General features: G+C 66.7%; 20 protein-coding genes. 15 read left to right on the forward strand and 5 right to left on the reverse strand.

The window, feature by feature from the left end:
• The first annotated feature begins 32 nt into the window (after positions 1–32).
• From ACG01O_RS00100 to ACG01O_RS00130, 7 genes are read left to right on the forward strand one after another with little or no spacing between them, the layout of a single operon-like run.
• Positions 33–1,421 (forward strand): MFS transporter, encoded by a 1,389-nt coding sequence (locus tag ACG01O_RS00100; protein ID WP_394379758.1) that lies wholly within the window; start codon positions 33–35, stop codon positions 1,419–1,421.
• Positions 1,422–1,478: 57 nt separating this feature from the next.
• The gene (locus ACG01O_RS00105; RefSeq protein ID WP_394379761.1) at positions 1,479–5,285 is read left to right on the forward strand and encodes a nitrate reductase subunit alpha; all 3,807 of its coding nucleotides are present in this window, start codon (positions 1,479–1,481) and stop codon (positions 5,283–5,285) included.
• Between the two features lie 28 nt (positions 5,286–5,313).
• Positions 5,314–6,837, forward strand: a complete 1,524-nt coding sequence (gene narH / locus ACG01O_RS00110; protein ID WP_394379763.1) for a nitrate reductase subunit beta — start codon at positions 5,314–5,316, stop codon at positions 6,835–6,837.
• Positions 6,834–7,526: a nitrate reductase molybdenum cofactor assembly chaperone gene (narJ, locus tag ACG01O_RS00115; protein ID WP_394379766.1), complete on the forward strand. Its 693-nt coding sequence runs from the start codon at positions 6,834–6,836 to the stop codon at positions 7,524–7,526. Before narH ends, narJ begins: the two co-directional genes overlap by 4 nt.
• Positions 7,523–8,248, forward strand: coding sequence for a respiratory nitrate reductase subunit gamma (narI, locus tag ACG01O_RS00120; protein ID WP_394379769.1), 726 nt, complete (start codon positions 7,523–7,525; stop codon positions 8,246–8,248). Before narJ ends, narI begins: the two co-directional genes overlap by 4 nt.
• Before the next feature lie 30 nt (positions 8,249–8,278).
• Positions 8,279–9,058: a peptidylprolyl isomerase gene (locus ACG01O_RS00125; protein ID WP_394379772.1), complete on the forward strand. Its 780-nt coding sequence runs from the start codon at positions 8,279–8,281 to the stop codon at positions 9,056–9,058.
• 14 nt (positions 9,059–9,072) lie between these two features.
• Positions 9,073–9,405: a cupin domain-containing protein gene (locus tag ACG01O_RS00130; protein WP_394379775.1), complete on the forward strand. Its 333-nt coding sequence runs from the start codon at positions 9,073–9,075 to the stop codon at positions 9,403–9,405.
• Positions 9,406–9,425: 20 nt separating this feature from the next.
• Here the strand turns inward: ACG01O_RS00130 and ACG01O_RS00135 are convergent, their stop codons facing one another.
• Positions 9,426–9,830, reverse strand: a complete 405-nt coding sequence (locus ACG01O_RS00135) for a ribonucleotide reductase subunit alpha (protein ID WP_128199354.1) — start codon at positions 9,828–9,830, stop codon at positions 9,426–9,428.
• On the opposite strand from ACG01O_RS00135, the gene ACG01O_RS00140 reads away from it, so the two are divergent.
• Genes ACG01O_RS00140 through ACG01O_RS00155 form a run of 4 tightly spaced genes read left to right on the forward strand, consistent with a single transcriptional unit; the run spans position 9,823 to position 13,499 of the window.
• Positions 9,823–10,278 (forward strand): SirB2 family protein, encoded by a 456-nt coding sequence (locus tag ACG01O_RS00140; protein ID WP_394379777.1) that lies wholly within the window; start codon positions 9,823–9,825, stop codon positions 10,276–10,278. The two genes, ACG01O_RS00135 and ACG01O_RS00140, sit on opposite strands and share 8 nt — an antisense overlap.
• Positions 10,268–12,214, forward strand: a complete 1,947-nt coding sequence (locus ACG01O_RS00145; protein ID WP_394379780.1) for a type IV pili methyl-accepting chemotaxis transducer N-terminal domain-containing protein — start codon at positions 10,268–10,270, stop codon at positions 12,212–12,214. Before ACG01O_RS00140 ends, ACG01O_RS00145 begins: the two co-directional genes overlap by 11 nt.
• The gene (locus ACG01O_RS00150) at positions 12,211–12,879 is read left to right on the forward strand and encodes a response regulator (protein WP_394379783.1); all 669 of its coding nucleotides are present in this window, start codon (positions 12,211–12,213) and stop codon (positions 12,877–12,879) included. Before ACG01O_RS00145 ends, ACG01O_RS00150 begins: the two co-directional genes overlap by 4 nt.
• Positions 12,876–13,499: a nitroreductase family protein gene (locus ACG01O_RS00155; protein ID WP_394379786.1), complete on the forward strand. Its 624-nt coding sequence runs from the start codon at positions 12,876–12,878 to the stop codon at positions 13,497–13,499. Before ACG01O_RS00150 ends, ACG01O_RS00155 begins: the two co-directional genes overlap by 4 nt.
• Here ACG01O_RS00155 and ACG01O_RS00160 read toward each other — a convergent pair.
• Together ACG01O_RS00160 and ACG01O_RS00165 are read right to left on the reverse strand one after the other, a co-directional pair.
• Entirely contained in the window at positions 13,490–14,053 is a 564-nt protein-coding gene (locus ACG01O_RS00160) for a hemerythrin domain-containing protein (protein ID WP_394379790.1), read from the reverse strand. The two genes, ACG01O_RS00155 and ACG01O_RS00160, sit on opposite strands and share 10 nt — an antisense overlap.
• A 30-nt stretch (positions 14,054–14,083) precedes the next feature.
• A complete protein-coding gene (locus ACG01O_RS00165; RefSeq protein WP_128199348.1) occupies positions 14,084–14,593 on the reverse strand; it encodes an RrF2 family transcriptional regulator in 510 nt (169 codons plus the stop codon).
• 191 nt (positions 14,594–14,784) lie between these two features.
• Here ACG01O_RS00165 and ACG01O_RS00170 point away from each other — a divergent pair, with 191 nt between their 5' ends.
• The 4 genes from ACG01O_RS00170 (at position 14,785) to ccoG (ending at position 18,232) form a co-directional block, all read left to right on the forward strand.
• Positions 14,785–15,948 (forward strand): NnrS family protein, encoded by a 1,164-nt coding sequence (locus tag ACG01O_RS00170; protein WP_394379794.1) that lies wholly within the window; start codon positions 14,785–14,787, stop codon positions 15,946–15,948.
• A gap of 114 nt (positions 15,949–16,062) precedes the next feature.
• Positions 16,063–16,377 (forward strand): DUF2249 domain-containing protein, encoded by a 315-nt coding sequence (locus ACG01O_RS00175; protein ID WP_394379796.1) that lies wholly within the window; start codon positions 16,063–16,065, stop codon positions 16,375–16,377.
• Between the two features lie 18 nt (positions 16,378–16,395).
• Positions 16,396–16,719 carry a ferredoxin FdxA gene (gene fdxA / locus ACG01O_RS00180; RefSeq protein ID WP_128199345.1) on the forward strand — a complete coding sequence of 108 codons (324 nt, stop codon included), beginning with the start codon at positions 16,396–16,398 and terminating at the stop codon, positions 16,717–16,719.
• A 46-nt stretch (positions 16,720–16,765) separates the two neighbouring features.
• Positions 16,766–18,232 carry a cytochrome c oxidase accessory protein CcoG gene (gene ccoG, locus ACG01O_RS00185; protein WP_394379800.1) on the forward strand — a complete coding sequence of 489 codons (1,467 nt, stop codon included), beginning with the start codon at positions 16,766–16,768 and terminating at the stop codon, positions 18,230–18,232.
• Between the two features lie 169 nt (positions 18,233–18,401).
• Here ccoG and ACG01O_RS00190 read toward each other — a convergent pair whose 3' ends face one another.
• Positions 18,402–18,800 (reverse strand): hypothetical protein, encoded by a 399-nt coding sequence (locus ACG01O_RS00190; protein ID WP_394379803.1) that lies wholly within the window; start codon positions 18,798–18,800, stop codon positions 18,402–18,404.
• Positions 18,801–18,845: 45 nt separating this feature from the next.
• Complete coding sequence (locus ACG01O_RS00195; RefSeq protein WP_394379806.1) at positions 18,846–19,553, reverse strand: ABC transporter ATP-binding protein; 708 nt, start codon at positions 19,551–19,553, stop codon at positions 18,846–18,848.

Genomic DNA, 19,553 nt, shown 5'->3' on the forward strand with positions numbered 1-19,553 from the left:
CGACCCACGGCCAGCGTTCATCTCGAATCGCCATGTCCGCCTCGATCATCCGGCAGTGGAATCCCGAAGACCCGGTCTTCTGGAAGCGCCAGGGCGAGGTCGTCGCGCGCCGCAACCTGTGGGTTTCGATCCCGGCGCTGGCCCTGTCGTTCGCGGTGTGGATGCTCTGGTCGGTGGTGGTGGTCCATCTGCCCGCAGCCGGGTTCCGCTACAGCACCAACCAGCTGTTCTGGCTGACCGCGCTGCCGGCCCTGTGCGGCGCCACGCTGCGCATCTTCTACGCCTTCGCCGTGCCGGTGATCGGCGGTCGCCGCTTCACCACGCTGGCCACCGCGAGCCTGCTGCTGCCGGCCGTCGGCATCGGCCTGGCGGTGCAGGATCCGTCCACGCCCTTCGAGTGGATGGTGGTGCTGGCGCTGCTGTGCGGCCTGGGGGGCGGCAACTTCGCCGGCTCAATGGCGAACATCAGCTACTTCTTCCCCAGCACCCGCCAGGGCTACGCGCTCGGCCTGAACGCGGGGCTCGGTCACCTCGGCGTGGCCGGCATGCAGCTGCTGGTGCCGCTGGTCATCAGCGCTGGTGTCTTCGGGGTCTTCGACGGCCCTCCGCAGTCGACGGCACAGGGTCCGATGTGGCTGCAGAACGCGGGCTTCATCTGGGTGCCGCTCATCCTGGCCAGCACGGCAGCAGCCTGGTTCGGCATGGACGACCTCGCCGACCGGCACGCCGGCATGGCCGAGCAGGCGGTGGTCTTCACCCGCCGGCACAACTGGCTGATGTGCTGGCTCTACCTCGGCACCTTCGGCAGTTTCATCGGCTTCTCGGCCAGCCTGCCGATGCTGGCCCAGAGCCAGTACCAGCGCGCCGATGCGATGCACCTGGTCTGGCTGGGGCCGCTGATCGGCGCCGTGCTGCGCCCGTTGGGGGGCTGGATGGCCGATCGTTGGGGCGGCGCGCGCGTCACCTTCTGGGTCTTCGTGCTGATGGCGCTGGCCGCCGCCGCGGCTCTGCTGTGTCTGCCGACCGCGAGCGTCTCGGGCAGGGCTGTGGCGAGCAGCGGCTACACCGGATTCCTCGCTGCCTTCGGCCTCCTGTTCGCGGCGTCCGGCCTCGGCAACGGCAGCACCTTCCGGATGATCTCCAGCCTGTTCGTCGCCGAGCGAATGAAGAAGGCCGACGAGCTGCCCTCGGCGCGTGCGCAGGCCGCGCGCGAAGGTGCTGTGGAGGCCGCTGCCGCGCTCGGCTTCGCCAGCGCCATCGGCGCCTACGGGGGTTTCTTCATCCCCAAGAGCGTGGGCTCGTCGCTGGCGATCACCGGCAGCGCGTCTGCCGCGCTGGTGATGTTCATCGGCTTCTACCTTTCCTGTATCGCGTTGACCTGGTGGGCCTACAGCCGCCGCAACGCCCCCTACCCCTGCTAGTGCATCTGCTGGATCCCGCACGCGGAAGACCCATTCCAAGCCTTCAAGGACGACGACATGAGCCACTTTCTGGACCGCCTCACCCACTTCTCGCTGCCCAAGGAGACGTTCGCCGGCGACCATGGCCTGACCACCGGTGAGGACCGCACCTGGGAGGACGCCTACCGCAACCGCTGGGCCCACGACAAGATCGTGCGCAGCACGCATGGCGTGAACTGCACCGGCTCTTGCTCGTGGAAGATCTACGTCAAGGGTGGCATCGTCACCTGGGAAACCCAGCAGACCGACTACCCGCGCACGCGCTGGGACATGCCCAACCACGAGCCGCGCGGCTGCGCACGCGGCGCCAGCTACAGCTGGTACCTGTACAGCGCCAACCGCGTCAAGTACCCGATGGTACGCGGCCGCCTGCTCGAGCGCTGGCGCGCGGCGATGAAGACCGCCAAGACGCCGGTGGACGCCTGGGCCACCATCGTCGAGAACGCCGAGGCGCGGCGCGACTACCAGAAGGTGCGCGGCATGGGTGGCTTTGTGCGCAGCAGCTGGGACGAGGTGAATCAGATCATCGCCGCGTCCAACGTCTACACGATCAAGAAGCACGGCCCCGACCGCGTCATTGGCTTCAGCCCGATCCCGGCGATGAGCATGGTCAGCTACGCCGCCGGCAGCCGCTACCTCAGCCTGATCGGCGGCGTGTGCATGAGCTTCTACGACTGGTACTGCGACCTGCCGCCCAGCAGCCCGCAGGTGTGGGGCGAGCAGACCGACGTGCCCGAATCGGCCGACTGGTACAACAGCACCTACATCATCGCCTGGGGCAGCAATGTGCCGCAGACGCGCACGCCCGACGCGCACTTCTTCACCGAGGTGCGCTACAAGGGTGCGAAGACGGTGGCCGTCACGCCCGACTACAGCGAAGTGGCCAAGCTCGCCGACATCTGGCTGCACCCGAAGCAGGGCACCGATGCCGCGCTGGCGATGGCGATGGGCCACGTGGCGCTCAACGAGTTCTACTTCAAGCAACGCAGCCCGTACTTCGACGACTACGCGCGCCGCTACACCGACTTGCCGCTGCTGGTGATGCTGAAGGAGCACACGCTGCCCGACGGCCGCAAGACGCTGGTGCCCGACCGCTACCTGCGCGCCTCCGACTTCAACGGCAAACTCGGCCAGCAGAACAACCCCGAGTGGAAGACCGTGGCCTTCGACACCGGAGGCCGCGCGGTGCTGCCCAACGGCAGCATTGGCTTCCGCTGGACGCCCGAGGGCGGCCCCGACCAGGGCAAGTGGAACCTCGAGAACAAGGAGGCTCGCCACGGCACCGAGGTCAAGCTGAAGCTGTCTGTGCTGGAAGACGGCGAGCAGTCGCACGAAGTGGTGGACATCGGCCTGCCGTACTTTGGTGGCGTCAGCAACCCGCACTTCAAGACCAATGCGCAGAACGGCGAGGTCAACTTCGTCAAGGTGCCGGCCGTGCGCCTGCGCCTGGGCAAGGAAGGCGATCACCGCGAGGCGCTGGTGGCCACCGTGTTCGACCTGCAGGCGGCGCAATACGGCATCGACCGTGGGCTGGGCAGCGGAGCGAAGAGCTACGACGACGATGCGGCCTACACGCCGGCCTGGGCCGAGAGCGTGACCGGCACGCCGCGCGACCAGATCATCACCGTGGCGCGGCAGTTTGCCGAGAACGCGCACAAGACGCATGGCAAGAGCATGGTGATCATCGGCGCGGCGATGAACCACTGGTACCACTGCGACATGAACTACCGTGGCGTCATCAACCTGTTGATGATGTGCGGCTGCATCGGCCAGAGCGGCGGCGGCTGGTCACACTACGTGGGCCAGGAGAAGCTGCGCCCGCAGACCGGCTGGACGGCGCTGGCCTTCGCGTTGGACTGGATCCGCCCGCCGCGCCAGATGAACAGCACCAGCTTCTTCTATGCGCACACCGACCAATGGCGCTACGAGAAGCTCGGCATGGAGGAGATCGTCTCGCCGCTGGCCGACCGCAAGGCATTCGGCGGCAGCATGATCGACTACAACGTGCGCGCCGAGCGCATGGGCTGGCTGCCCAGCGCGCCGCAGCTCAAGACCAACCCGATGCAGGTGGTGAAGGACGCCACCGCCGCCGGTCTGGATCCGAAGGACTACGTCGTGCGGGCGCTGAAGGACGGCACGGTCGAGATGAGCTGCGAGGACCCGGACGCGCCGCAGAACTGGCCGCGCGTGATGTTCGTCTGGCGCAGCAACCTGCTGGGCTCGTCCGGCAAGGGCCACGAGTACTTCTGCAAGCACCTGCTGGGCACGGAGAACGGCATCCAGGGCAAGGACCTGGGAGCCGACGACGCCAAGCCGTCGGAAGTGAAGTGGCACGCCGAGGCGCCGGTCGGCAAGCTCGACCTGGTGGTGACGCTGGACTTCCGCATGAGCACCACCTGCCTGTACAGCGACATCGTGCTGCCCACCGCCAGCTGGTACGAGAAGAACGACCTCAACACCAGCGACATGCACCCCTTCATCCATCCGCTGAGTGCCGCGGTGGACCCGGTGTGGCAAAGCCGCAGCGATTGGGAGATCTACAAGGGCTTCGCGAAGAGCTTCAGCGAAGTCTGCGTCGGTCACCTGGGCGTCGAACGCGAGGTGGTGCTGACCCCTCTGATGCACGACACGGCCGGTGAGCTGGCGCAGCCGTTCGACGTGAAGGAGTGGAAGAAGGGCCAGTGCGAGCTGATTCCCGGCAAGACCGCGCCGCAGGTCACGGTCGTCGAGCGCGACTACCCGAACGTCTTCAAGCGATTCACGGCACTGGGCCCCTTGATGGACAAGCTGGGCAACGGGGGCAAGGGCATCGGCTGGAAGACCAGCACCGAGGTCGAGCAGTTGGGGCAGCTCAACGGCACGACGCTGGCCGAAGGAGCGACGCAGGGCATGCCGAGGATCGTGACCGACATCGACGCCTGCGAGGTCATCCTGCAGCTCGCGCCCGAGACCAACGGCCATGTCGCGGTGAAGGCCTGGGAAGCCCTGGGCAAGCAGACCGGCCGCGACCACACCCACCTGGCGCTGTACCGCGAGGACGAGAAGATCCGCTACCGCGACGTGCAGGCCCAGCCGCGCAAGATCATCAGCAGTCCGACCTGGAGCGGCATCGAGAGCGAGACCGTCAGCTACAACGCCGGCTACACCAACGTGCACGAGCTGATCCCCTGGCGCACGCTCACCGGGCGCCAGCAGTTCTACCTCGATCACCCGTGGGTGATCGCGTTCGGCGAGGCCTTGAGCAGCTACCGCCCGCCGGTGGACCTGAAGACGACGTCCGGCATCCACAACATCAAGCCGAACGGCAACCAGGAGATCCTGCTCAACTTCATCACGCCGCACCAGAAGTGGGGCATCCACAGCACCTACAGCGACAACCTGCTGATGCTGACCCTCAACCGTGGCGGCCCGGTGGTGTGGCTGAGCGAGGACGACGCCAAGCGCTCGGGCATCGAGGACAACGACTGGGTCGAGGTCTTCAACATCAATGGCGCCATCGCGGCGCGTGCGGTGGTCAGCCAGCGCGTCAATCCCGGGATGCTGCTGATGTATCACGCGCAGGAGAAGATCGTGAACACCCCGGGATCGCAGATCACCGGCGTGCGCGGCGGCATCCACAACAGCGTGACGCGCATCGTGCTCAAGCCCACGCACATGATCGGTGGCTACGCGCAGTTCAGCTACGGCTTCAACTACTACGGGACCATCGGCACCAACCGCGACGAGTTCGTCGTGGTGCGCAAGATGGCCAAGGTCGACTGGCTGGACACACCCGCCGACGACCACCTCGCCGCCGCCTACCAGGGCCAGGGCGAGAACCCCTGAACCGGCCGATCAGACAAGGAGCATCGCAATGAAAGTACGCGCACAGATCGGCATGGTGCTGAACCTGGACAAGTGCATTGGCTGCCACACCTGCAGCGTGACCTGCAAGAACGTCTGGACCAGCCGCCCCGGCGTCGAGTACGCCTGGTTCAACAATGTCGAGACCAAGCCTGGCATCGGCTACCCGAAGGAGTGGGAGAACCAGGACCGCTGGAATGGCGGTTGGGTGCGAAAGGCCGATGGTTCCATCGTGCCGCGCCAGGGTGGCAAGTGGCAGCTGCTGATGAAGATTTTCGCGAACCCGAACCTGCCGCAGATCGACGACTACTACGAGCCCTTCACCTTCGACTACGACCACCTGCAGTCGGCACCCGAGATGCAGCACGCGCCGACCGCCCGGCCGCGCAGCCTCATCACCGGCAAGCGCATGGAGAAGATCGAGTGGGGTCCGAACTGGGAAGAGATCCTGGGCGGCGAGTTCGCCAAGCGTTCGAAGGACAAGAACTTCGACGCGATCCAGAAGGACATCTACGGCCAGTTCGAGAACACCTTCATGATGTACCTGCCCAGGCTGTGCGAGCACTGCCTGAACCCGGCGTGTGTGGCTTCATGTCCTTCTGGCTCGATCTACAAGCGCGAGGAAGACGGCATCGTCCTGATCGACCAGGACAAGTGCCGCGGCTGGCGAATGTGCGTGAGCGGCTGCCCGTACAAGAAGATCTACTACAACTGGAAGAGCGGCAAGGCCGAGAAGTGCATCTTCTGCTACCCGCGCATCGAGGCCGGCCAGCCCACGGTGTGCAGCGAGACCTGCGTCGGCCGCATCCGCTACCTGGGTGTGCTGCTCTATGACGCCGACCGCATCCAGGAGGCGGCCAGCGTCGAGCACGACAAGGACCTGTACCAGGCACAGCTCGACATCTTCCTGGACCCGAACGACCCGAAAGTCATCGCGCAGGCGCGGGCCGACGGCATCCCCGACAACTGGCTGGAAGCGGCGAAGAACAGCCCGGTCTACAAGATGGCGGTGGACTGGAAGGTGGCGCTGCCGCTGCACCCCGAATACCGCACGCTGCCGATGGTGTGGTACGTGCCGCCGCTCAGTCCCATCACCGCCGCGGCCAACGCCGGCCAGGTCGGCACCAATGGGGAGATCCCCGACGTCAATCAGCTTCGCATCCCGGTCAAGTACCTCGCCAACCTGCTGACCGCGGGCGACACCGCGCCGGTGGTGCGGGCGCTCGAGCGGATGCTGGCGATGCGCGCCTACCAGCGGGCCAAACATGTCGACGGCAGCGCCAACCAGGCCGCCATCGAACAGGTGAAGCTCAGCGTGAACCAGGTCGAGGAGATGTACCGCGTGATGGCCATCGCCAACTACGAGGACCGTTTCGTCATCCCCACGACGCATCGCGAGTACGCCGAGAACGCCTTCAACGTGCGCGGCGGCTGCGGCTTCAGCTTCGGCAATGGCTGCAGCGAAGGGGTCACCGAGACCAGCCTGTTCGGCAGCGAGAAGAAGCGCACCATTCCCATCAAGGCCACCGTATGAGCAAGCCCTTTCCCTTGACGCTGCGGGTGCTGGCGCACCTGCTGAGCTATCCGGACACTTCGTTGCGCGATCACATGGCCGAGATGACGGCAGCGCTGCAACGCGAACGGGCGCTCGGCGCTGATCGCCTGGAAGAACTGTCGGCCTTGATGCAGCACCTGCGTGGCGCGCGCGCGATGGACGTCGAGGCGCACTACGTCGAGACCTTCGACCGTGGCCGTGGCACGGCGCTGCACCTGTTCGAGCATGTGCACGGCGACAGTCGCGACCGCGGGCCGGCCATGATCGACCTGCTGCAGACCTACGAGCAGGCCGGGCTGTACCTCGCGCCGGGCGAACTGCCCGATCACCTGACGGTGGTGCTGGAGTACGCGTCCACGCAGCCGCCCGCACAGGCCCGGGCCTTCCTGCGCGAGCTGACGCATATCCTGCAGGCAATCTTCAGCGCGCTGCTGCGCCGCGAGAGCCCCTATGCCAGCGTGCTGGCAGCGGTGCTCGAACTGGCCGGGGAGAAGGCCCAGGCGGTGAAGATCCCCGACGAGCCCACCCTCGATGAATCCTGGGAGGAGCCTGCGGCCTTCGGTGGCTGCTCCACCCAGGGCCAGGCCAGTCCGGGCCAGCCGCAACCGATCCAGATCGTGCGCGCCGCCGCGCGCCAGGCGTCCAACCAGCCGGGAGCATCGGCATGAACACCCTCCACACCATCGCCTTCACCGTCTACCCCTACGTCTGTCTGGCGTTCTTCCTGATGGGCAGCCTGGCCCGCTTCGACCGCGACCAGTACACGTGGAAGAGCGACAGCTCGCAGCTGCTGCGCGCGGGACAGCTGCGCTGGGGCAGCAACCTGTTCCACGGCGGCATCCTGTTCCTGTTCTTCGGCCACCTGTTCGGCCAGCTGACCCCGCACGCGGTGTACGGCCTGGTCATGACGTCCTCGCAGAAGCAGTTGCTGGCCGTGATCGCCGGCGGCGTGGCCGGCGGCCTGTGCTTCATCGGGCTGACGATGCTGTTGCACCGCCGGCTGTTCGACCCGCGCATCCGGCTCACCAGCCACCGCACCGACATCGCGATCCTGGTGATCCTGTGGGTGCAACTGGCCATCGGCCTGTCGACGCTGCCATCCTCGCTGCACCACGTGGGCGAACCCACCACCATGCTGCGCCTGGCGGAGTACCTGCAGGGCATCGTACTGCTGCAGCCCAACGCGGCGCTGGTGGCGGGGATCGAGTGGCACTTCCAGCTCCACATGCTGCTGGGCATGACGATCTTCCTGCTGTTCCCCTTCAGCCGGCTGGTGCACGTGTGGAGCGGCTTTGGCACCGTCGCCTATCTGTTCCGCCCGTACCAGATGGTGCGTTCGCGCCGGCTCAATGTCCCGGCGCGCCAGAACCTTCCGCGCCGCGCCAGTTGAGTCTCCGGCCCACCTAACCAGGAGTTCGTCATGGATGCACCGGTCTCCAGCCTCGCGCAGGTCAATGGCGTCGTACTCGCGTATCCCAGCGAGCAGTTGGGCACCGAGGCGCTGCGTCAGCGCGCATGCGCTGAACTGCTGCGGCAGGCCGCCATTCGCGCCGGGTTGCTGGCCGAGGACGATCCGCTGCCGCTGGGCGGTGCGATGACTGAAACGGCCAGCGCGGCCATCGAGCAGTTGCTGGAGCGTGAGCTTCAGCTGCCCGACCCGACGGAAGAAGCCCTGCGCCGCCACCACGCGGCGCAGCGGGGGCGCTACGCGGTCGGGGAGCGAGTGCTGATGCGCCACATCCTGTTCGCTGTCACGCCGGGCGTGGATGTGAATGCCCTGCGGCAGCGCGCCGAGGCTTGCCTGCTGGACGTGCGCTGCGCGGCGCCCGACAGCCAGGATCGCTTTGCGACGGCCGCGAGGGCCACCTCCAACTGCCCCAGTGGGGCCGAAGGCGGCAATCTGGGCTGGCTGACCAGCCCCGACTGCGCGCCCGAGCTGGCCGGCGAGATCTTCGGCAAGCCCGAGATCGGTGTGCTGCCGCGGCTGGTGCACAGCCGCTTCGGGTTGCATGTCGTCGAGGTGCTGGCGCGCGAACCCGGCGTCGAGCCCCCGTTCGAGGTGGTGAAGTCCGCAGTGGCTCAGACCTTGCGTCAGCAGGCCTTCGCGACCGCGCTTCGCCAGTACCTGCAACTGCTCGCGGCCGGGGCGACGCTCGTGGGTGTCGACCTGGACGCCGCCACGTCGCCGCTGGTGCAGTAGCCAGAGGACCGAGCATGGCGCACCGGCATGCATCCTCGGGAGAGATCGTCGAGCTGAAGGCGCTGGGCGATGCGCTGGAGAAGAACGTCACCCACGCGCTGATCAAGTCCGCTCAGCTGGAGCTGGTCAGGCTCGTGCTCCCCGCCGGCAAGGCCCTTCGCGAGCACCGTGTTGCAGGGGAGATCACCGTGCTCTGCGTGGAAGGGGTGATCGACATCCTGGTCCAGGGCAGCGCCCTGCGGCTGGCCGCAGGCCAGCTCATTCACCTGGGCGCCGGCGAGCCGCACGCCGTGTGTGCGGTGACGAATGCGTCCGCGCTTCTGACGATCTGCCTGGTGGCGCCGTAAGGGGCAGTCCGGCAGTGCCTTCACCCCAGCTGCACCGCGCGGCCCTGGCGATCGAAGGGAATCATCCCGCCCAGGCTACCGGCCTTCACGGATTCGACCATGCGCTGCAGGGCGCTGTCGATCTGGCTGCTGGCAAGCGGATGCTGTCCTGCGCCGGACAGCGCTGCCGCGAAGACCAGCACCCACGGTTGACCCATCGCGGCGGCCTCGTCGCAAAGGGCGGCGAAGTCCGCCAATGCGGCGGGATCCTTGTCCACGCACATCAACGGCGACAGTTCCCCGGACTCGCCGGCCTCGAAGCTCCGGCGTTGGTCTGGGGTGGCGTCCGCCGGAAGGCTGGCCCCGGCAAACACCAGCAGCAATCGCTGTGTGTCGGGCTGATGCCGCGCTGCGGCCAGCAAGTCGTTGAAATGGCTGATGTCCATGGTCGCGAGCTTATTCCCTTCCCGGACCGTGCCTGAACTGCTGCCTTGGTACCCACAGATCAAGATGGCCCACATCTCGCTGGTCGTGGCCAGCGGCATGTTGTTCGCCTGGCGTGGCGCGATGGTCCTGGCGGGGCGCACCTGGGTCATGGGTCGGCACTGGCGGATGTTCAGCTATGTCATCGACACGGGTTTGCTGGCCGCGGGTGCCACGCTGTGGGCCACACTCTCACTGAATCCATTGATGCATCTCTGGCTGGGAACCAAGCTCTGCCTCTTGCTTGTTTACGTGGTGCTCGGCTCGATGGCGCTCAAGCGCGCGCGGACGCGCCTCGTCCAGCAGACCTGCCTCGTGGCCGCCCTGGCAGTCTATGGTTTCATGGCATCCGTTGCCTACATGCACGATCCGCTGGGTCTGCTCTTGCCCTGGGTATCGCATGGCGGCTGAGACCCTGACATGGCCTGGAGGCGTCAGCGCCGAGTCGGGTCTCCAGTACAGTGATGCCATGCCAAGGTCATGGAGTCTTTCCGCCAAGCTCGGGGCGATCGGCGCCGCGTTGCTGCTGATGGCCTTCGCTTCGATCGGCCTCACGCTGTGGGTGACCTGGCAGCTCGAAGGCGGTGCGGCCGCGGTCAACGAAGCCGGCCGGATGCGCATGCAGACCTGGCGCCTGGCCCAGACACTGGAACGCGTCGACGAGCGGCAGAGGAATGCGCTGTTCGAACAGTTCGACCGCAGCATCGGCGTGCTTCGCACGGGCGACCCGGCCCGACCTCTTTTCGTTCCCCATGATCACGCGTCCCAGGAGGCCTTCGCCGTGGTGCAGCGCGAGTGGGATGTGCTGAAGGCGGCCTGGCGCACGCCACCGGCCCCGGGTGCGGAGCGCGTCGCGGAGCAGGCCGACGCTTTCGTGAGCCGTATCGATGCCTTCGTCTCCGCGATCGAGAAGCACCTGTCCGGCCTGACGACGATCCTCAACGCCGTGCAGTTCGTGATGGTGGCGCTCACCATCGGTAGCGCAATCGCCTTGCTGTACTCCGCCTACCTGTTCATCTTCAATCCACTGTCCCGGCTGCAGGCCGGGCTCTCAAGCGTGGAAAAGGGGGATCTTGCGGCGCGCGTCGCACCCGGTGCGGACGACGAGTTCGGATCGTTGGCCAGAGGCTTCAATCGCATGGCCGAGACGCTTCAGGGGCTGTACCAGAATCTAGAGGGGAAGGTCCAGGAAAAGACCGAGCGCCTCGAAGCCCAGCGCGCGCGGCTCGAGGCGCTGTACGAGTCGGCAGCGTTTGTTGCCCGTGCCGACACGCTGGAGGCGCTGGCGAAGGGGATCGCCCGGCAGGTCCGGCGGGTGGCGCGGGCCGACGCCTCAGCCGTGCGCTGGTCGGACGAAGCCAATCGCAAGTACCTGCTGCTCGCGTCCGACTGCCTGCCTCAGTCGGTCATCGATGAGGAGCACTGCATCCCGACCGGTGACTGCCTGTGCGGCCAACCCCAGTCGGGTGCGATGACACGGGTGATCCCGATCCATCCTGAAGGCACCCCTTCGCGTCTGGCGCATTGCGCGCGCGAGGGCTTCGAGTCCGTTGTCAGCGTGCCCGTCCGCCTGCACGAGCGCCTGGTCGGCGAGATCAACCTCTTCTACCGCGATACCCGACCGCTGGCCGACGAAGACCGCGTCTTGCTGGAGACGATCGCCAGCCACCTGGCCGGCGCCATCGAGAGTCTTCGGGCAGCGGCCCTGCAGCGGGAGACCGCCGTGGCCGAGGAACGCAGCTTCATCGCCCGAGAACTGCACGATTCCATCGCCCAGAGCCTGGCGTTCCTGAAGATCCAACTGGGCCTGCTGCGCAGCGACATCCGCAGCGCCGATCAGGCCCGCATCGAGAAGACGCTGGCCGAGCTCGATGCGGGCGTGCACGAGAGCCTGGGCGACGTGCGCGAGCTGCTGGTTCACTTCCGCACCCGCACCAACGCGGAAGACATTGCACCCGCGCTGAAGACCACACTGCAGAAGTTCGAGCACCAGACAGGGCTGACCACCCACCTCGACATCGAAGGCGAGGGCATGCCGCTGCCGGCGGACGTTCAGGTGCAGGTCCTGCACGTGGTGCAAGAGGCGTTGTCGAACGTGCGCAAGCATGCCCGCGCACGTGAAGTGTGGGTGGAAGTGCAGCAGTCGCCGCAGTGGCGCGTCGAGGTTCGCGACGACGGCTGCGGTTTCGAGGCCGACGGCACCGGGCTCGACGAGACGCACGTCGGACTGCGGATCATGCGTGAACGCGCGCAGAACATTGGCGCGTCGGTGGAAGTGGCCTCGGTGCCGGGTTCGGGCACCTGCGTGGTCCTGAAGCTGCCGGAGCGGCTGGGGATGGCGGCGTGACGCAGCCTGCAGCCATCCGGGTGCTGGTCGTCGACGATCACACGCTGTTCCGTCGAGGTTTGATCTCGTTGTTGTCGGGAGACGCGCGCTTCGAGGTGGTCGGTGAAGCGGGTGACGCCAACGAGGCGCACCAAAGGGCCCTCGCGACCCAGCCTGATGTGATCCTGCTGGACAACCACATGCCTGGCGTCAACGGTGTGGACGCGTTGCCGGGGTTCAAGGCCGCGGCGCCGCAGGCGCGGGTGCTGATGCTGACGGTTAGCGAAGACGAGCGCGACCTGGCCGCGGCACTCCGAGGCGGCGCCCGAGGCTACCTGCTCAAGACGATGGACAGCGAGATGCTGGCGTCGGTCATCCAGCGCACGATGGCCGGGGAATCGGTGGTGAGCCCCGAGATGACCAGCAAGCTGGTCAGCGCTTTCCAGGCCGGGCAGGGCGAGGCGATGCCGCCGCCTGCGCTCGATCAGGATCCGATCCACAGCCTGTCGCCGCGCGAGCGCGAGATCCTGGCACTCATCGCCAAGGGGGCCAGCAACAAGGAAGTGGCGCGCGAACTGAGCATCGCCGAGGCGACCGTGAAGATCCATGTCCAGCACATCCTGCGCAAGCTGAACCTCAGCTCGCGCGTTCAGGCTGCGGTGTACCTGGCCGGGCGGTCCGGATGACGGTGGAGACTGTGCCTCCGGGCTCGAATCCGCTGCCCGCGTCTGCTGGGCAGGATCTGTTGCACCTGCTCGGTCAGCGCTACTCGACTAGCCCGAAGTACCTCGCAGCGCCGGGACCGACCATCGAGGAATGGACGCGCGCGGCCCGGCTCGCGGAGCGGGCGCCAGACCACGGCGCGCTTCGGCCGTTTCGGTTCGTCGTCGTCCGCGACGACCAGCGGCCTGCGCTATCGGAGTTGTTCGCGCAAGGTGCCCTGGAACGTGGCCAGCCGCCCGACGACGTCGAGAGGGCCAGGGCACGGGCCTTCAACGGCCCTGGGCTGGCCGCTCTCGTGGCCCGCATCTGCCCCGATGTTCCCGACGTGCCGGTGCACGAACAGTGGATGTGCGTGGGCGCTGGACTGATGAACTTCTTGAACGCCCTCCATGGAATGGGCTTCGCGGCGAAGTCCCTCAGCGGCCTCTCGGTGTCGGATGAAGCGATCAAGGCCGCCTTCTGCGGCGCGGATGAGAGTCTGGCCTGCTGGATCGTTGCCGGGCGACCGCGGCAGCCAGCCCAACCCCGGCAGTCTGAGCCCGTGGTCCCCGCCCTGGAGACCTGGCGCCCGACTCAGCCCTGATGGGCTTCCGTGGACGCGATGCCGCGCCGGGCGCGCATCGCCACGCCGATGCGGTCCAGCTCGATTTCGCTCAGCAAACGCGCGGCCATCGGCAGCAATTCGGCTTCTTCACGTCGAATGTGCGTCTCGTAGAGATTGGCGAAGGACGAGACCAGTGCGGCGTCGACGATGTGGCCCGTCGTCTCGCTGACGCTCAAGAGTTGAGGGCGCAGTGCGCCCCAGAGTTGCTCGAGCTTGCGGTGGTCGCCGCAAAGTGACGCGGTGAGTTCCCGAAGACACACTGCGTCCGACCCTGCCATCGATTCCAACAGCGCCGGGAACAGATCGTGTTCCTCGTCTTCATGGTGGTGACGTGCCGCTGAATCGAAGTAGCGCATGATGGCTCTGGCTGCTTCCTGCGCGTCCCGGTCGGCGCCGTGATGCTGAAGGTGGGGCAACAGGCGCTGCAGGGTGGCGCACTGGTGCTGGACGCGACCGTGACAGGCTGCCAGCATCTCCAGCGGCACTTCGAAGCCAACAGCGGGTGCGCTGTGGCCTGGGATGGCGTTGGTCATCGATTGGGGTCTCCGATCGGTGTTCGGTCTTCACGCGCCGCTTCGGGGTCGGGCGACGCGTCGGGCCTCGGTCGGTCCTGCCCCCAGTGCGCGCCGGCGGCTGGCCGGTGGCGCGATCGTCCGGCTTCGGGGTAGGGTGGGGCCCTGTGTCATATCCGCCAGCGTGGCGCCGTCCAGGGCCTTGAAGTAGCCGGCCAGGGCATCGTCGAAAAGGTGCTTCAGTCGGCAGGCCGGTGATAGCGAGCACGCGTTGGTCGTGGCGTCGAAGCACTCCACCAGGCGAAAGTCGGTCTCGGTGGCCCGCACCACATCGCCGATGCGGATCTGATCGGGCTCGGCCCGCAGCCGCAGCCCGCCGCCGCGTCCGCGCGTGGTCTCGAGCAGGCCACGGTGCGCCAGGTCGTTGACCACTTTCATCAGGTGATTCCGGGACAGCCCGTGCTGCTCGGCCAGTTCACCGATCGTGACTAGGCGGTCCCGATGTGCGGCGCAGTACATCAGCACCCGCAACGTGTAGTCCGTGTATTCAGAAAGGCGCATGGGACCTCTTAAAGATGCATGCAGTGTATTGCTTTAAGGATCGGTTGTCATTAACATGCACACACCGTACAGCTTTAGATTCGGCTTCGTCGCTTCCCCGAAGCCAGGTCTCCATCATGAAAAGCCCGTCAAGCGCCATTCCTCTCGTCCCGCAGGCCGGCGTGCCGAGCGCTGACGCCAGGGCGCCGAGCATGGAGTTCCCGCTGCCTGGCTGGCCGCTGTTCCGGCTGGGCTTCCGTCCGTTCTACCTCGGCGCGGCGGCCTTCGCGGCGCTCGCGGTGCCGTACTGGGTCGCAGCCCTTCTGGGCGTGGCGGCGCTGCCGGCGACGATGCCCCCGCTGTTGTGGCACGCCCACGAGATGCTGTTCGGCTTTGCGGTCGCGGTGATCGTGGGTTTCCTGCTGACGGCCGGAAAGGCCTGGACCGGCTTGTCCACGCCGCGCGGCGCCACCCTGGCCGTGATGGCGACAATCTGGCTGGCGGCGCGGCTGGCAGCGCTTGGTGCGCCGTACGCCATGTACGCGTTGCTCGATGCCCTGTTGCTGCCTTGGGTGGCCGGGGTGTTGCTGCGGGTGCTCTGGAAGTCGGGGAACCGCCGCAATCTTCCGCTGGGTGCTGTGGTCGTGCTGCTGGCGTCCTCCAACCTCGCGTTTCATGCGGCGGCGCTGGGATGGTTGAGCATCGACCCCCTGCGTGCGCTGTACGCTGGCCTCGCTTTGATCGTGATGATCGAGTGCGTGATCGCCGGGCGCGTCATCCCGGCCTTCACGATGTCGGCATTGCCGGGTCTGAAACTCCAGACGCCGCCGTGGCTTGAGCGTGCCGCGCTGGCCACGACCGCGTTGTCGTTGGCGGCCTGGGTGCTGTTGCCCGTGAACCCGATCACGGCTGCAGGCTTCAGCTTGGCTGCGCTGCTGCACACATCGCGGCTGTGGCACTGGCAGCCCTGGCGCACGAAGGCGCGGCCCATCCTGTGGGTGCTGCATATGGCCTACGCCTGGCTGCCCCTGGGCTTCGCGTTGCTCGCAGCCGCTCAAATGCGTTTCGTGTCGACATCTGCCGGCATCCATGCCCTTGCCGTCGGCGCCACGGCTGGACTCATCGTCGGCATGATCACCCGGACCGCGCGCGGCCATACCGGCCGTCCACTCAAGGCGTCGCGCCTTGAAGTGACGGCCTATCTGCTGGTGCTGGCTGCGGCAGTGGTCCGCGTGGCCCTGCCGATGCTCGCACCGGCACTCACTGCCGACGCGCTGATCGCGGCGGCAGTCGCTTGGGCGCTGGCGTTCACCCTCTACCTTTGGCGGTTCGGCCCCTGGCTGGTGGCCAGCCGGCTGGACGGCAAGGATGGTTGACGCGACGCAGCGCTCGGGCTCTTCTACAAGCCGATCTCAGCCTGAAGTTTTTCAACGCATCACCAAGGCGCGGCTGCGCTCGCGGTGATGCCCAACGCCCCCTGAAAGGTCCCCATGACTGCCACCCTGATCCAACCGACCCACGTGCTCGATCTGCGGACCATCCCGCCCCGCGAGCGCCACCCGCTGATCTTCGGCCGCTTCGACGGCTTGGCCGTCGGGCAGGCGCTGCAGTTGGTCAATGACCACAACCCCCAACCCTTGCACTACCAGTTCGATGACCGTTCGTACGGGCAGTTCGAGTGGACGGTGCTGGAGGCCGGCCCGTCGGTCTGGCGCATCCAGATCGCCCGCACCGCGAACGCCGCCACCGCGCAACCCGCTGCGCGCGGCGATTCCTGCTGCTCGGGCGGCGCCTGCTGCGGCTGACCTCGGGCGCCGTGCACGATGACCTTCGTCGTCACCGAGGCCTGCATCCGGTGCAAGTACACCGACTGCGTCGACGTCTGTCCAGTCGATGCGTTTCGGGAGGGGCCGAACTTCCTGGTCATCGACCCGGACGAGTGCATCGACTGCGCGGTGTGCGTGCCCGAGTGCCCCGTGAATGCGATCTACGGCGAGGAAGACGTACCCGCGGATCAACAGCACTTCACGGCGCTGAACGCCGAGCTTTCCAGGGAGTGGAAGCCCATCACGAAGACCAAGCTGGCGCTACCGGACGCTGAGGAGTGGAGCCGGATCGAGCGCAAGCTCGACCAGCTGAAGCGATGACTCGACGCACGACCCTCATCTTCCGGCTTCCCCACGGGCGCTGAGCATGTCCAAGCCGGCAAAGGTCATCCCCATCGTCGCGGCGAGCGCCAAGGTGGAGGACAGCGCTCAGTTCGTCTCGATGTACCAGAAGCAGCCGACGATCTACCCGCGGGCGGTCAAGGGTTGGTTCGCGAACTGGCGCTGGGTATTCGTGTGGCTGACGCAACTGCTGTTCTATGGGTTGCCTTGGCTGCAGTGGAGTGGCCGGCAAGCCGTGCTGTTCGACCTCGAGGCCCAGCGCTTCTACATCTTCGGTCTGCTGCTCTATCCGCAGGACCTGATCTTTTTGGCGGCGCTCCTGGTGCTGTCTGCATTGGCGCTATTTTTCTTCACCGCCGTGGCGGGTCGCCTGTGGTGCGGCTACACCTGTCCGCAGACGGTCTACACCGAGATCTTCATGTGGGCCGAGCGGAAGATCGAGGGCGACCGGGTCGCCCGCATGCGCCTGGACCAGCAACCGTGGCGGTGGCACAAGATTTGGCGCAAGGGCGCCAAGCACTCGGCGTGGCTGTCGATCGCCTTGTTCACGGGGTTCAGCTTCGTCGGCTACTTCACGCCGATCCGCGAGCTCGCAATGGACCTGGCGAGTTGGAACCTGTCGGGATGGAACGCGTTCTGGGTCCTGTTCTACGGCGCTGCCACCTACGGTAACGCGGGCTTCCTGCGCGAGCAGATGTGCAAGTACATGTGCCCTTACGCACGCTTTCAGAGCGCCTTGATCGACAAGGACTCGCTGATCATCACCTACGATGCGAAGCGAGGCGACCCGCGCGGATCGCGCTCGCGCAAGGCGGACTCGGCCGCTCACGGACTTGGTGATTGCATCGACTGCACGCTGTGTGTGCAGGTGTGTCCTACTGGCATCGACATCCGCAACGGGCTGCAGAACGAATGCATCGGCTGCGCGGCCTGCATCGACGTCTGCAACGACGTGATGGACAAGATGGGCTATGCCAAAGGGCTCATCCGCTACTCCACGGAGAACGGCGTGGTGAACGGCTGGTCACGGCTGCAGATGCTCAAGCGCGCGCTGCGTCCGCGTGTGCTGATCTACGGTGCAGTGCTTTCGGCGGCCAGCGTCACCTTCGCAGCCAGCGTGGCGATGCGCAGCCCGTTCAAGTTCGATGTGGTCAAGGACCGTGGCGCGTTGGCCCGTGTGGTGGAGGAGGGCGTGGTTGAGAACGTCTACCGCATCCAGATCATGAATCGCACGGAGGCTCCGCAGATCTACCGGGTTGACGCCTCCGGGATCGACGGGTTGGAGGTCGTGGCAACGCCGACCAGCGCCGGCCCGGCTGCCGTGACGTCGACGTCGGTGAGCTTGCGCCTACCTTTCGTCGTGGCGCAAGGGCTCGCAGGCCGGTCGGTGCCCGTGATGTTTGCGGTCACGCGCGTGGAGCCCACCTCCGGCACCAGCGCAGACCGATCGGCCATCCAGTTCGAGAAGTCGACGTTCTTCATCCCCCGTTGAACTGCGGGGGCCCAGACTGTTACGAGAACGCGCGGCGCAGCTGCGCGGACGCGGTAGTGCGCGATTCGTTCGCCGAGGATTGCCAGGACTGGGTTCGCTCGGTGTTGATAGACCAGCCGACGGGCCCGGCTTGGTCACCTTCGATAGCCACCTTGTGCCGGCCGTTCAGTCAGATGCGTTGCAGGAGCACGCGGTGGGCGGTTGCTGCAATCCCCGCCCACAGTAACGTGCGCAGCGCCATCGCGCCGACGGTTCGCGTCTCGTACGCACCACCACTCCATGCATGGACGCCGAAGGCGGCGAACACCAGGCCGGTTGCGGCGGCGATGAAGACGGCCAGCGGTACCGACCAGCGCCGCCGCTGCCAAAGCCCCAGACCGCAGGCCACGTAGGCGAACCCGGCGACGAAGTTGAACCAGAGCACGAAGGGCACTATGGCCCCGGCGGCCAGCCGCGCCGCTTCGCCGCCGAACAGTGGGCGACCGCCGGACAGGACCGTCAGCAGTCCGAAGAGCACAGCGACCCCTGCCAGTGACTTCACCAGCCAATCCGCCTTGGATGTGCTCACACTCTTGCTCCTTGTTGACGGCTGCTGCAACCGGACTGGATCGGGTCAGTGGCTCAAGCCTTGCCCCGCCTCTTCTTCGGTCCGGCCGTCGCGGATGTGATAGATCCGCTTGAAGGTCGGGATGATCTTCTCGTCATGGGTTACCACGATGATGGCCGTGTGGTACTGCGTGGCCATCTGGTTGAGGATGCGCACGACGGCCAAGGCCCGTTCGCTGTCCAGCGGCGCCGTGGGCTCGTCGGCCAGGATGACCGGCGGCCGGTTCGCCAGGGCGCGCGCGATAGACACGCGCTGCTGTTCACCGCCCGACAGCTCGGACGGCTGCGCCGCAGCGCGGTGCCCCACGTCCAGTGCGGCCAGCAGTTCGAGCGCACGCGCGCGCGCCTCGCCATTGGGGCGCCCGGCCAGCATCGGTAGCAAGGCGACGTTGTCGGTGACATCGAGGAAGGGGATCAAGTAGGGTGCCTGGAACACGAAGCCGATGCTGTCGCGCCGCAGGGCGCGCAAGTCGGGGATCTTCCAGCCGTCGTCGTAGATAGCTTCGCCGCCGAGCACCATCCGGCCACCACTTGGCTCGATGACCGCGCCCAGGCACTTCAGCAGCGTGCTCTTGCCCGAGCCGGATGGGCCGATTAGGCCCACCACCTCGCCCGGGGCCACGGTCATGTTCACGTCCTTCAAGGCGTCGACGGCCGTGTCACCCTCGCCGTAGCGCTTGCGCAGGTGTTCGATGCGGATGCCGAGTTCGCCCAC

The organism is Pelomonas baiyunensis (genome assembly GCF_043555935.1).
GTDB classification, from domain to species: Bacteria; Pseudomonadota; Gammaproteobacteria; order Burkholderiales; family Burkholderiaceae_C; genus Pelomonas; species Pelomonas baiyunensis.